Source organism: Nocardia mexicana NBRC 108244, from assembly GCF_001613165.1.
GTDB lineage: Bacteria > Actinomycetota > Actinomycetes > Mycobacteriales > Mycobacteriaceae > Nocardia > Nocardia mexicana.
In genome coordinates this window covers 88160-100894 of record NZ_BDBV01000067.1, presented here as the reverse complement: position 1 = coordinate 100894, position 12735 = coordinate 88160, and the positions used below count along the sequence as shown (strand labels likewise).

16 protein-coding genes are annotated in these 12735 nt (G+C 67.3%); 8 read left to right on the top strand and 8 right to left on the bottom strand.

Annotated elements, in window-relative coordinates; translation table 11 throughout:
• Positions 1-13 precede the first annotated feature (13 nt).
• Positions 14-796, bottom strand: a complete 783-nt coding sequence (locus NM1_RS26330; protein WP_068025234.1) for an SDR family NAD(P)-dependent oxidoreductase — start codon at positions 794-796, stop codon at positions 14-16.
• A gap of 185 nt (positions 797-981) precedes the next feature.
• On the opposite strand from NM1_RS26330, the gene NM1_RS26325 reads away from it, so the two are divergent.
• The 3 genes from NM1_RS26325 (at position 982) to NM1_RS26315 (ending at position 2941) form a co-directional block, all read left to right on the top strand.
• Positions 982-1401 (top strand): nuclear transport factor 2 family protein, encoded by a 420-nt coding sequence (locus NM1_RS26325; protein WP_068025231.1) that lies wholly within the window; start codon positions 982-984, stop codon positions 1399-1401.
• A gap of 31 nt (positions 1402-1432) precedes the next feature.
• Complete coding sequence (locus NM1_RS26320; protein ID WP_068025229.1) at positions 1433-2044, top strand: malonic semialdehyde reductase; 612 nt, start codon at positions 1433-1435, stop codon at positions 2042-2044.
• Positions 2045-2140: 96 nt separating this feature from the next.
• Positions 2141-2941 (top strand): SDR family NAD(P)-dependent oxidoreductase, encoded by an 801-nt coding sequence (locus NM1_RS26315; RefSeq protein ID WP_068025227.1) that lies wholly within the window; start codon positions 2141-2143, stop codon positions 2939-2941.
• Between the two features lie 16 nt (positions 2942-2957).
• On the opposite strand, the gene NM1_RS26310 is transcribed toward NM1_RS26315, so the two are convergent.
• The 6 genes from NM1_RS26310 to NM1_RS42530 form a co-directional block, all read right to left on the bottom strand.
• Entirely contained in the window at positions 2958-3635 is a 678-nt protein-coding gene (locus NM1_RS26310; protein ID WP_068025224.1) for a YczE/YyaS/YitT family protein, read from the bottom strand.
• Positions 3636-3720: 85 nt separating this feature from the next.
• Positions 3721-4917: an MFS transporter gene (locus NM1_RS26305; RefSeq protein ID WP_084520051.1), complete on the bottom strand. Its 1197-nt coding sequence runs from the start codon at positions 4915-4917 to the stop codon at positions 3721-3723.
• A gap of 43 nt (positions 4918-4960) precedes the next feature.
• Positions 4961-5281, bottom strand: a complete 321-nt coding sequence (locus NM1_RS26300; RefSeq protein ID WP_068025221.1) for a VOC family protein — start codon at positions 5279-5281, stop codon at positions 4961-4963.
• A gap of 177 nt (positions 5282-5458) precedes the next feature.
• Positions 5459-5593: a hypothetical protein gene (locus tag NM1_RS44185; protein ID WP_255286226.1), complete on the bottom strand. Its 135-nt coding sequence runs from the start codon at positions 5591-5593 to the stop codon at positions 5459-5461.
• Between the two features lie 90 nt (positions 5594-5683).
• Positions 5684-6181, bottom strand: coding sequence for a GbsR/MarR family transcriptional regulator (locus NM1_RS42535; protein WP_068025218.1), 498 nt, complete (start codon positions 6179-6181; stop codon positions 5684-5686).
• Positions 6182-6194: 13 nt separating this feature from the next.
• Positions 6195-6713, bottom strand: a complete 519-nt coding sequence (locus NM1_RS42530; RefSeq protein WP_246011648.1) for a GbsR/MarR family transcriptional regulator — start codon at positions 6711-6713, stop codon at positions 6195-6197.
• Between the two features lie 92 nt (positions 6714-6805).
• Between NM1_RS42530 and NM1_RS26285 the strand changes: the two genes are divergently transcribed.
• From NM1_RS26285 to NM1_RS26275, 3 genes are all read left to right on the top strand, one after another.
• Positions 6806-7726, top strand: coding sequence for an ABC transporter ATP-binding protein (locus NM1_RS26285; RefSeq protein WP_068025210.1), 921 nt, complete (start codon positions 6806-6808; stop codon positions 7724-7726).
• On the top strand, positions 7723-9378 hold the full coding sequence (locus tag NM1_RS26280; RefSeq protein ID WP_068025208.1) for an ABC transporter permease: 1656 nt from the start codon (positions 7723-7725) through the stop codon (positions 9376-9378). The genes NM1_RS26285 and NM1_RS26280 overlap by 4 nt, the downstream gene beginning before the upstream one ends.
• A gap of 86 nt (positions 9379-9464) precedes the next feature.
• Positions 9465-10319 (top strand): SAM-dependent methyltransferase, encoded by an 855-nt coding sequence (locus tag NM1_RS26275; protein ID WP_068025205.1) that lies wholly within the window; start codon positions 9465-9467, stop codon positions 10317-10319.
• Positions 10320-10349: 30 nt separating this feature from the next.
• On the opposite strand, the gene NM1_RS26270 is transcribed toward NM1_RS26275, so the two are convergent.
• Complete coding sequence (locus tag NM1_RS26270; RefSeq protein ID WP_068025202.1) at positions 10350-10814, bottom strand: GbsR/MarR family transcriptional regulator; 465 nt, start codon at positions 10812-10814, stop codon at positions 10350-10352.
• Positions 10815-10897: 83 nt separating this feature from the next.
• Here NM1_RS26270 and NM1_RS26265 point away from each other — a divergent pair, with 83 nt between their 5' ends.
• Together NM1_RS26265 and NM1_RS26260 are read left to right on the top strand one after the other, a co-directional pair.
• On the top strand, positions 10898-11815 hold the full coding sequence (locus NM1_RS26265) for an ABC transporter ATP-binding protein (protein ID WP_068025201.1): 918 nt from the start codon (positions 10898-10900) through the stop codon (positions 11813-11815).
• A gap of 49 nt (positions 11816-11864) precedes the next feature.
• The gene (locus tag NM1_RS26260; protein WP_084520049.1) at positions 11865-12704 is read left to right on the top strand and encodes an ABC transporter permease subunit; all 840 of its coding nucleotides are present in this window, start codon (positions 11865-11867) and stop codon (positions 12702-12704) included.
• Positions 12705-12735 lie beyond the last annotated feature (31 nt).

Here is a 12735-nt window from a genome sequence, read left to right as displayed (position 1 = left end):
CGGTGCCTCCCGGTCAGTAATTGCCCAGTCCGCCACAGACGTTCAGCGCCTGCGCCGTCACCGCGGCGGCCGCCGGGGCGATCAGGTAGTCGACCATGGCGGCCACCTCGCTCGGCTGGACGTAGCGGCCGATCGGCACGCGAGCGCTGACCCTGGCGTGCACCTCGTCGGTGTCGACCCCCCACAGGCCCGAGTACACCTCCCGAACCCGTTCGGCCATAGGCGTTTCCACGAAGCCCGGGCAGACGGCGTTCACCGTGATGCCGGTCTTGGCCAGCTCCAGCCCGAGCGCCTTGGTGAAGCCGACCACGCCGTGCTTGGACGCGGAGTACGGGGCGCCGTGCAGCACACCCTGTTTGCCGCCGGTCGAGGCGATGTTGACGATGCGGCCGCTGCCGCGTTCCAGCATGCCGCCCGCGTTGAGCGCGGCCTTGGTGGCGAAGAAGACGCTGTGCAGATTGGTGTTGACGACGTCGAGCCACAGGTCTTCCTCGATCTGCGCCGTCACGCCGCCGCCACTGCGGCCCGCGTTGTTCACCAGGATGTCGACCGGGCCGAACCGGCGGACGCCGGCGTCGACGAATTCGCGGATCTGCCCGGCGTCGCGCACGTCGCAGGCGACGCCGTCGACGGACAGCCCCTCATCCTGCAGACCCTTGGCCGTATCCGCCACCCGCTGCTCGTTGCGGGCGCAGATGAACACGGAGATTCCCTGCGCCGCCAGGGTTTTGGTGATCTCCAGCCCCATGCCGCTGGTTGCGCCCGTGACCATCGCGACGCGTTGACTGTCCGCCATAGTTCCTCCATCGGTCGGTTGTCCGGACTCGCCGGAGTGTCCGACCTCCAGGCTCGCTGCCGGTCCTATAGCTCCGGTCAACTCACCGCGCGCTGGACCGATGCTCGAGTGCGATCGGGGACGCTGGGGCGCAGTCGAGGCCCGCCGAATCCCCGGCGGGCACACCGTTGTTGGAGGAGCCAGCCATGCCGACCGTCGCCAGCAGGACCGAGTTGTACGCCGAGGTGCAGCAGTTCTATGCCGAGCAGATGCAGCGGCTCGACGGCCGCGACATCACCGGATATGCCGAGACCTTCACCGAGGACGCGGAATTCGAGCACACACCCGGCCGCCCACCGGCGCGGACACGGGCGGGCATCGTGTCCGACCTGGTCGCGTTCCACAAGCGATTCGAAGACGATCCGATGCAGCGGCGGCACTGGTTCAACATGATCAACCTGCAGCCGCAGGACGACGGTTCGATCGTCTCCACCGCCTACTGCCTGGTCGTCAAGATTCGCCCCGGGCAGCAGCCGGAGATCGCGCCCAGCTGCGTGGTGCACGACGTGTTGGTCCGAGTCGACGGCGCCCTGCTGACCCGCTCCCGGCGCGTGGCCCACGACTAGCCGAAACACCTACCGACCCAAGGAGATACCCATGAATATCGCGCAACCCGCCACCGGCCTCGCACTGGCCGCGGAGGCGCAGGACCTGCTGTTCCGCGAGGCACGGACCGCGAACACCTTCACCGACGAGCCGGTCGGCGACGACGTGATCCGCGAGATCTACGAGCTGATCAAGTTCGGCCCGACGTCGATGAACCAGCAGCCGATGCGTATCGTGCTGGTCCGCGGCGAACAGGCGCGGGCGCGGCTGGTCGAACACATGATCGACAACAACAAGCCCAAGACCGCCACGGCGCCCCTGACCGCGATCCTCGCCGCGGACTTGAACTTTCACGATCAGCTGCCGAAGGTGTTCCCGCACGCCCCCGACGCCAAGGACTATTTCGCCGACGACGAAATCCGCGCCGACTCGGCTCGCTTCAACGCCCTCATCCAGGTCGGCTACTTCATCCTCGGCATCCGCGCCGCCGGGCTGGCCGCGGGGCCGATGAACGGATTCGACGCGGCCGGTGTCGACAAGGAATTCTTCCCCGACGGCACGCACAGCTCCCTGGTCGTGGTCAATATCGGCAAGCCGGGCCCGGACGCGTGGTTTCCGCGGTCGCCTCGGCTCGACTACGACGAGGTCGTCTCGATCGCCTGACCGTTCATTCCGTAGCGCGGGGGAGTCGCGGCACGCTGTGGCTCCCCGCGCTCATTTCGCCTACGCACTGTTGTTCGCGCCGAAAGGGATCCGATCATGCCGCACGGTCAGCTCACCGACTCCAGGGTTCTGCTCACCGGGGCGACCGGCGGCATCGGGCACGCGGTGGCGCGCGAATTCGCCACGGAGGGAGCGGAACTCGTGGTGACCGGCCGTCGCTCCGACGTGCTGGACGTACTCGCTTCCGAACTCGGCGCGACCGCGATCGCCGCCGATCTGTCCGATGCCGCCCAGGTTGCCCGCCTGGCCGCCGACTCCGGTCCGGTCGATGTCCTGATCGCCAATGCGGGCCTGCCCGCAGGCGGGCATCTTCTCGAGCTGTCGACCACCGAGCTCGATCGGATCGTCGACGTCAATCTCCGCGCCCCGATGCTGCTGGCACGTCACTTCGCCGAGGGCATGCTGGCACGCGGCCGTGGACATATCGTCTTCGTGGGGTCCATCGCGGGCCTGCTCCCGGCCCCGATGGTCAGCCTGTACAACGCGACCAAGTTCGGCCTGCGCGGATTCTCCCTGGCGCTTCGCCACGACCTCGGCAGCGCCGGTGTCGGTGTATCCGTGGTCGAGCCTGGGTTCGTCCGAGATGCGGGCATGTTCGCCGACGGCGGGAGCAGCCTGCCGCGTGGAATGCGGACGGTCAGCCCCCGACAGGTTGCCCGCGCGGTCGTCCGGGCCGTCCGCGACGATGTCGGCGAGATCGTCGTCGCTCCCCTCGAGGTGCGCCTCCTGGCCAGGATCGGATGTGTCATGCCCGGACTGCTGGCTCCGCTGCATCGTGCGATGGACGCCGAACGGCTGGGCGCCGAACTCGGCGGCGGCCTCCGGAACAAGTTCTGAGGCCACCGCCCGTGGTTCAGGCCATCGCCTCACTGGGCTGTCGGATGGGGCCGGGCATGCCCTGATTGGCGAGCCCGAGGATGCGCCTGTTGAGCAGCATCAGCGGCTGGATGAGCAGATCGACGCCGACCAGGAAGAAGACGGTTCCCACGCCGACCGGTCCGCCGAGCAGATAGCCGCTGAGCAGCAGCACACCCTCGATGAGGCCCTTGCCGATCCAGAACGGCAGGCCGGTCGTGCGGAGTGCCTGAATCGCCACCAGATCCATGGCCCGAATTCCGAGACCGCTCATGATGATCAGCGCCGAACCGTAGGCGCAGAGCAGGGTGGCCACGACGAGCATGCCGTACCCGGACGGCAGTGACCGATCCCAGTCACTCCACATCAGCAGGTCGATCATGCTGCCGCAGAGGAAGAAGGTGACCAGTGAGGAGAGCGGGGGTCGACGCCGGTCCCAGACCGTCACGACGAGAACGCATATCAGCGCGACACCGAACTGGGCGATTCCCACGGTGATCGGGATGTGGCGCTTGAGGCCGAGTGCGAATGTGTCGAGCGGGTCGGTGCCCATATGTGAGGCGATGAAGAAATAGGCGCCGAGCGAGAACAAGACGGCGCCGGAAAGATATTTCGCCAGCACGACGGGATAGTCCCGAAATGCACCTTCCGTGGTGGCGCGAAGCGGTGTGAACATATGACCTCCTGACGATTGGAATCGCAGCAGAAGAACTGCTTTCCCTTTGATAGGTGTCGATTCGGTGTCGAGACGATCCGCGTTCCTACCGGCGGCGCCCCAGCACGAAGTAGACGGCGGCGACCGGCAGGGCGGCCGCAGCGAGTACCGCGAATGTCGGCTGGATCCCGAGGGCGTCGGCGACGGGCTGGGTAACGATGGGAGAGACGAACTGCCCCAGGAACATTGCCGTCGTCAGGCGCCCGCTGTACCGGCCGCGCAAATGCTCCGGGGCGACCGTGACGACCCAGTTGCCGGCGTTGGGCATGATGAGCCCCACCCCGGCGGCCATCACGAACAGGCCCAGCGTGAGCACGTACAGCGTGCCCGCCACGGACATCACCAGCAGGCCCAGCGCGATAGCGAGGTAGGACAGAGCCATCAGGGTGTGCTCGTCGGCGAGCGGCCGGAGGCGCGCGAATTGCAGTGCCACCATGCCCATCGTGAACACCATGGCGGCGATCACCGTGCCCGACGCCAGGGCCCCGGCTCCGAATTCGTCCTCCACCAGGAACGGCACCTGAACCGGGACGGCATAGAACGCGATCTGGCCGAGCAGCATCGCGACCAAGGGCGCCGCGACCCGGGCCCGCACCGACGGCGTAGTCGTGCCGCCTTGTCCCACAGGGTGTTTCGCAGGTACCGCGTTCTGTAGATACGCGAGCGTCGGCACGATCAGCAGCGAACCGAGCAGGTAGACGAGAAACACCATGCGCCAGTCGAGATCCGCCAGCGCGCCGCCGCCGAGCAGGAACGCCACGCCGCCGAACGCGGTGGCCGCGACCTGCTGCCCGAGCAGTCGCCGGCGGGCGTCGCCCTCGTATTTGTCGGCGATCATCGCCACGCTGCTGGTCATGATGAGGCTGACGCCTACGCCGAGGATGATGCGTCCGGCGAGGATGGCGGCGAGATTCGGCAGGTAGGCGCCCGAACTCCCGCCCACACCGAAGGCGACCAGGCCGGCGAGGAGTGCCGATCGTCGCCCCAACCGGTCGGCGATCAGGCCCGCGAGGGGCGCGAAGGCCACGATGGCGATCGCGTGCGTGGTGATGATCATCCGCACCAGCAGATCGGCGTTCGGGACGCCGGCGAACGCGGTCCGGATGCCCGGAATCGCGGGCGCCACGGTCGCTCCCGCCATCGTGGTGAGCGTCCCCAGCAGGACGAGCGTGGCGGCCTCGCGGCGCCCGCGGGCGGGCGTTGTCGAGGCCGGTGTGGTCAGTACTTTCTCCGAGTGGTCCATCGCGTGATCCGTCCGACTCGAACGACTGTGTGGCACAAAGGAATTACGCGTCGCTGAGGCCGATCGTGTTGCCGTCCGGATCGTAGGCGAAGATGTGCTTCCCACCGGGGTGGTCGAGTATCTCGGTGACACCGGCGTCGCGCAACGCGACGCGCGCCGCCTCGAGATCGGCCCCCGCGAAGTTGGGGAGCATTCGCACCGGCGCGTCCTTCCACAGCACCAGTTCGCCACCGTTCCCGGTGTGGAAGGAGGTGAAAGTCGGCCCCGACTTCATCACCCTCATCTGCATCACGTCGCGATAGAAGGCCGTCATCGCGTCGAGGTCCTTGACCTGGATCGTGACAACAGAAAGAGTCCCGAACATCGTGTAGTTCCTCTCCGTCGGAGACGCTCTATTCGAATTTCCTGTGCGCGTGGAAAATACGATAAGCGGGCCACGACAGCGGTAACCAAATGGAAAGCGGCACACGATGCGGTAATCGGTCCGACACCTCGGGTGAGCCGGACGAGGAAAATGGGCGGACAACTCGCCCGCGGGGCGTTACTGCGCGTCCGGATAACCAGGATCGTCGAGTTCGCGCTGTGGCGGTGTGCCGTGCGCTCGGTTGTACCTGCGTAACAGCAGGATCGCGGCGACGAACGTCGCGATCAGCACGATGACCGTCGGTTCGGGCATCCGCTCACGGTACCCCGATCACCCGCCACCCGGCGTCGAAACCGCCGCGTTGGCAGCGTATCTGCGGAGTTGCCCGGCAGGGTGGTCGTCTCAGGTCGTTCGGTGTCGGTTTTCGGTGTCGCGCCGCTCGTGCCAGCGGTCGAACAGTACGGGTAGTTCGGCGACGAAGAATTCGAAGAAGTCGCGCATTTCGGCGAGCCGGTGTCCGGCGGGGGAGTCGGAGCCGATGAGTTCTATTCCCTCGGTGGCGGTTTCGGCCCACATCTTCATCATGCGGTCGCGTTTGAGGAGGCTGGCGTACCAAAGGTCGTCGTACAGGCGATAGGAGTCGCGCCGGGCGCCGGGGAGGCGTTCGCGGGCGACGAGTCCGACCTGGTCGAGGTACCGGACGGCGCCGGAAACCGCTGCGGGACTGATGGACAACGCGTCGGCGAGCTCCCGCGCGGTCATGCGGCCGTCGTCGTTCATCATGAGTGCGGCGAAGACGCGGGCGGGCATGCGGGGCCAGCCCATATCGGAGAGACCGAGTGCCAGCTTCTCGACGAAGCGCGCGGTCGCGGAGGCAACGGTGTCGGGGTCGTCCGGCACGGTCGATCTCCTCTCAGTCGTTCGAGCCGGTCGGGAAGTCGTCGGGGAACAGTTCGCGCCGACGTTGCTGCCATCGTTGCATCGTCTGGGGGAGTTCGGCGCGCAGGAACCGGTAGTACTCCAGGGTTTCGCGGACTCGGCGGCCGCCGGGGCGGGCGTGGTCGAGTAGCTCGACGCCCTCGTTGAGGAACTGCACCGAGCGGTCGAGGGCGGTCTCGCGCTGCATGGTGATGGCCGACCAGACGTCGTCGTCGTAGACGCGGTAGGTGTCTTGCCGGGCGCCCGGCTCGCGTTCGCGACCGAGCAGTCCGATGCGGACCAAGTGCCGGACCGCCCCGGAGATCGCGGCGGGGCTGACCCGCAGCCCTTGCGCGAGTTCGCCTGCGGTGTAGCGCTCTTCATCGTCCGCGAGAACGAAGGCGAACACCCGCGCCGACATGCGGGGCATGCCGGATTCGGTCAACAGCAGGGCGAACTGTTCCACGAACCGCAGGACCGCGTCCTCCTGCTGATTCCCCTGCGCTGCCGACACCGAACAACCTCCCATGTCTCATGCTCGTCGAGTAGCTACATCATAGCTTTCAAACTATTCACACTTTTGTGAAAAGCGTGTACTGTTTCCGTATGGAGAACGCCATCGCCATCTCCGGATTGCGTAAAACTTTCGGCCCCACCATTGCGCTCGACGGCCTCGACATGGAGGTCTCCCGCGGTGAGGTGCACGGCTTCCTCGGCCCGAACGGTGCGGGTAAGACGACCACGATCCGCGTCCTATTGGGCCTGCTGCAGGCCGATGCGGGCACTACCACTGTGCTGGGCGGTGATCCGTGGACCGATGCGGTCGATCTGCATCGCCGCTTGGCCTATGTGCCCGGCGATGTGGAGTTGTGGCCGAATCTCACCGGCGGCGAGGCGATCGATCTGTTCGGGCGGTTGCGCGGCGGCCTGAACGAGAGCCGTCGCGACGAGCTGATCGAGCGGTTCGACCTCGACCCGACCAAGAAGGGCCGCACGTATTCGAAGGGCAACCGTCAAAAGGTCGCGCTCATCGCCGCGCTGGCCTCCGATGTGGAGTTGTACCTGCTCGACGAGCCCACCGCGGGGCTGGACCCGTTGATGGAGGTCGTATTCCAGGACGTCGTCCACGAGGTGAAGGCCGCCGGGGCGACGGTGCTGCTGTCGAGCCACATCCTGGCCCAGGTGGAGAAACTCGCCGACCGGGTCAGCATCATCCGGCTCGGGCGGATCGTGCAGTCGGGCACCCTGACCGAAATGCGGCATCTGACCCGGACCTCGGTCGAGGCGGTGACGGTCCGGCCGGTCACCGGTCTGGCGGAACTCGAAGGCGTGCACCATGTCTCGACCGAGGACGGCCGCATCCGCTTCGACGTCGACGGAGCCGCCCTCGACAACGCAATCGAAAAGCTCAGCGCCGCAGGTATTCACGCCCTGACCAGTCATCCGCCCACGCTGGAGGAACTCATGCTGCGCCATTACGGCGACGAACTCGCCGCGGGCGCCAACGGGCAGGGGAACGGGCGATGACCGTGCTGACCTCCGAGATGCCGCGCGGCCGGTACGCGCGGACGCGGCGGAGTGACACGTTGACCGGCACCGCGACGCTGATCCGGTTCATGCTGCGCCGCGACCGCATCAAGCTGCCCGCATGGATTCTGGGCATCACGGTGATGAGCCTGTACTACGGTAGTGCGCTGCCGCAGGTGTACAAGACCGAGGAAGACCTGAAGGCGGTCAGCAGCTTCGCCGAAGGCACCACGGGCGCACTGATTTCCGGCCCCGGTTACGGCTTGGCGCATCCCACGGTGGAATCCGTCATCGTCGCCGTGTACGGGTTGTACTTCCTGCTGCTGGCGGCGCTGATGAACATCCTGCTGATCTCCCGGCACACCCGCGTGGAGGAGCAGACCGGCCGCGCGGAACTGGTGCGCGCCAACGTCGTCGGCCGGTACGCGCCGCTGACCGCCGCGCTCGTCGTGGCGTTGGGTGCGAATGTGGTGCTGTCGCTGTTCGTCGCGGCCAGCTTCCCACTCGCGGGGCTCGAGGCCGACGGCGCGCTGCTGTTCGGGGCGGGTGTCGGCGCGGTCGGGCTGGTCTTCGCGGCGATCACGGCGGTGACGGTCCAGATCACCGAGTACTCCCGGGCTGCTTCGGGCCTGGCCGGTGCCGCGCTCGGTGTCGCGTATGTCGTTCGCGCCGCGGGTGATTCGATCCGCGAGGGCGGCAGCGCGCTGTCATGGCTGTCGCCGCTGGCCTGGTCGCAGCAGACCCGCGCCTATTCCGACCCTCGCTGGTGGCCGCTGGTGCTGTCGCTCGTGTTCGCCGGTGCGGCCGTGGCGCTCGGCTACGCGCTGTCGTCGCGCCGCGATCTCGATGCCGGTCTGGTGGCGGCCCGGCGCGGCAGCCCGCGCGCGGCACTGTGGCTGAATTCCCCTGTCGCGCTGGCCTTCCGGCTGCAGCGGGCGAGTCTCATCGGGTGGGGTTGTGCGCTGGCGGCGATGGGCCTGCTGTACGGGGCGCTCACGAAGACGATGGTGGACTCCTTCGCGGACCTGCCCGATCAGGTCGTCGAGGTCTTCGGCGGCGACACCAGCCGGATGCTGGACGGCTACATCAGCACCATGGCCATCTTCGACGCCCTGCTGGTGGTGATCTTCGCGATCCTCGGTGTCCAGTCCCTGCGTGGCGAGGAAACCCGGGGTCGTGCGGAGCCGGTCCTGGCGACCGGCACGGGCCGGTGGGCGTTGTACGGCAGTTGGATCGGAGTGCTCGCCGTCGGCGCCGCGGCACTGCTGCTCGTGACCGGGCTGGCACTCGGGATCTCCTCGGCCATCTCGATCGGCGACGGCACCTACCTGTGGAAGGTGATCGCCGCGCATCTGGTGTACCTGCCTGCCGTTCTGGTGGTTCTCGGCGTGGCGGCACTGCTGTTCGGTGTCGTGCCCGCCGCGGTCGGTGCGGCCTGGGCGCTGTTCGGCTTCTCGATGATCCTCGGATTCTTCGGTCCCATCATGGATCTGCCCCAGGCGGTCATGGACCTGTCGCCGTTCGAGCACGCCGCCGGACTACCGCTGGAGCCGATGACCTGGCTTCCGATGGTCGTGCTCACCCTGCTCGCGGCCGCCCTGGCCGGAATCGGTGGCTATGGCTTCCGCCGCCGAGACCTCGACATGAAATAGGGCTGCGGGACCGGGACGCGTTCTGGTGTTCAGCGCCCCGGTTCGACCCGAGTGTTGTTGTGCTACAAGCGGATCAGGAGAGGCAGATGGCGAACAAGGTAGCGGGAACAGCCGTCGGTCCCATGGTGATCGCGGCCGTGGAGAACCAAGCGCCGGACGGGGAGGCGCTGCTGCGCGACGACCTCGCGGTCCGCGTCCTCCCTCCCGGCGTGCGGTGGCTGGTGCGGCAGTCCCGGCGCGGGTTCGTGCGCCGGTGGTTGATCGCCGCGTCGGATAAGCAGGCACCGGGGATCTGGAACAGCATCGCCTGCCGCAAACGCTACCTCGACGACACCGTCGCCGCCGCCGTCCGCGACGGCATCGACACCATCGTCGTTCTCGGCGCAGGGCTGGATACCCGCGGAGCGCGGCTGGCAACTCCGGCCGGGATCCCGGTATTCGAGGTCGACCTGCCGGTCAATATCGACGCCAAACGGCAGCGGCTCCCCGCCGCCGACGTCACCGCGGTGCCGATCGACTTCGAAACCGAGGACCTCGCAACGGTTTTGGCCGCGCACGGCTACCGTATCGGGGCCACAACACAGTTCGTCTGGGAAGGGGTCACCCAGTACCTGACCGAGGAAGCCGTCCGGGCGACCCTCGCCGTATCGGCCAAGGCCGGGTCCGGCAGTCGGCTGGCGTTCACCTACGTGCGCCGTGACTTCCTCGACGGCGTGAACGACTACGGCGCCCAGGTGCTCTACGAGCGATTCGTGGTCAAGGATCGAATCTGGCGCTTCGGCCTGAACCTCGGCGAGGTGGAGGCGCTTCTGGCCGAGTACGGCTGGCGCCTGGTCGAACAGGTCGGCGCACAACAATTCGCTACGCGCTATCTGACCCCGATCGGTCGAACCGGCCCGGTTTCGGATCTGGAGTGCACCGTGTACGCCGAACGCGAGTGAGCGGCGGGATCATGCGACGGGAGTGCGCGGTCACCGACGCTCGTACCGCTGGTGCCAGCGTTCGATCAGGGCGGGCATCTCCTGCGCCATGTAGCCGTAGAAGTCCTGCATTTCCTGGAGCCGGTCGGCGGCGGGGCTGTTATCGGAGACGGCGTGCAGGCCTTCCTGGGCCGCGTCCTGCATGACCTTCAGCAGGGCATTCTGCTGGGTATACAGCCGCGACCAGGCGCCTTGGGGAAACCGGAAGTGGTCGCGGCGGCTCCCCGGTGCCGGTACCCGCTCGACCATCATCGACTGGGTCAGCTGTTTGACCGCCGTCGATGCCGCGCCGGTGGAGATCGACAGCTGCTCGCACAGGTCGGCGGCGGTCATCGTCTCCTGTTCGGTATAGAGCAACGCGGTCATCACCCGCGCGGTGGTCTTCTGCATCCCGCCCTGGGCAAGGGTCAGCGCCAGCCGTTCGGCGGCGTCGCGCAGTCGCTGTTCTTTGTCCATGCCTCACATAGTACAGATAGCTCAGATAACTCCCATCAATCAAAGACTTCACAAATCTCTGAAAGTTCGTTAGTGTGTGAGTCATGAACAACGCGATCGAACTCCGCGACCTCACCAAGAACTACGGTGCCCGTCGCGGCCTCGCCGGACTGTCCCTCGACGTGCGTGCCGGGGAGGTGTTCGGCTACCTCGGACCCAACGGTGCCGGGAAATCGACCACCATCCGGCTGCTGCTGGATCTGATCCGTCCGACCTCGGGCAGCGCGACCGTGCTGGGCCTGGACCCGCGCGCCGAGGGAGTCGAGCTGCGGCGCCGGATCGGTTACCTGGCAGGCGATTTCGTCGTCGACGGCCGTCAGCGGGTGCGCGAGTGCCTGCGGTTCCTCGGCGATCTGCGCGGAGGGGTTCCGCAGCATCGCATCGACGACCCGGCCACCCGGCTCGGCCTCGATCAGACCGCCACGATCAAGAGTCTGTCGAAGGGCAACCGGCAGAAGGTCGGGCTGGTGCAGGCATTCATGCATACCCCCGAGCTGCTGATCCTCGACGAACCGACGTCGGGGCTGGATCCGCTGGTGCAGCAGACGTTCATGGAACTGGTGAGCGAGGCTGCCGCGAACGGGCAGACGGTGTTCATGTCCAGTCACATCATGGACGAGGTCGAGGCGGTCGCCGACCGTATCGGCATCCTGCGCGACGGCGAACTCGTCGCCCTCGACACCGTCGCCGATCTGCGGGCCGGAGCGACCCGGCGCATCGAGATCGTGTTCGCCGCACCGGTTTCGGCCGACGAGTTTCGCGACGTAGCGGGACTGGTGGATCCGGCCCTGGACGAGTCGGGAACTGTCCTGCGGGCCGGGCTGGCCGGTTCGCCGGATGCCGTGATCAAGATGGCCGCACGGCACACGGTGACCGCGCTGCACACCACCGAACCGCACCTGGACGAGATCTTCCACAGCCACTACGCGGGCGCCGAAGCGGCCCCGCGCCCAGCCGCCTGACCTTCACCTTTCGCCGGAACCTCTTCACTTGCAAAGGAATTCGATTTCCATGAGCGCCACCGTAGTCATCGCCCCGATGATCGAGCCCGCCGTGACCACCGCCCGCACCGTCATCCTCACCAAGACCCTGCGCGACAACCGCCGCAGCCTCATCGGCTGGGCGACCGGGACGACGCTGGCCGCCGTCCTGTATGCCAGCTTCTACCCGCAGATGGCGAAAAACGGTGCCTCCCAAACCGAGAACATCCCCGAGGGGCTGCGCGACGCGCTGAACATGACCGACCTCACCTCCGCCGCCGGATATCTCGGCGGGCCGGTGTTCGGGTTGATCGTGCCGCTGCTGGCCATGTTCTTCGGAGCGGCAGTGGGCGCCCGCGTCACCGCCGCGGACGAGGAGTCCGGCACCCTGGATCTGCTACTGGCCCACCCGATTACGCGGACCACGCTCATCCTGCAGCGCTTCGCCGCACTGGTGCTGGCCGCGACCGGCATCGGCGCGATCGTCTGGCTCGCCATGCTCGCGATCCGGGGTGGAGCCGACCTGTCGTCGGTCAGCCCGGGGCAATTCGCCGCCCAGTGCCTGAACATGGTTCTGCTCAGCGTGACCTTCGGCGCCCTGGCCACCGGGATCGGTGCGGCCGCCGGGCGACGCGGAACCGTCTTCGCCATCACCGCGATCGTCGGCGTCCTCGCCTACGCCGCACACGCCTTCGCCGCGCAGATCGGCCTCGACTGGGCCGCGTACCTGTCGCCGTTCCACTACTACCTCGACGGCGAACCCCTGCGCAACGGCTTCCAGTGGGGCAGCGTCGCCCTCCTCGCCGTCGCGTCGATCGTCCTCGTCACCGCGGGGACCTACCGGTTCAACCACCGCGACCTGGGCGCCTGAACACAACACCGCATACCGGCAGTCTGTTGCC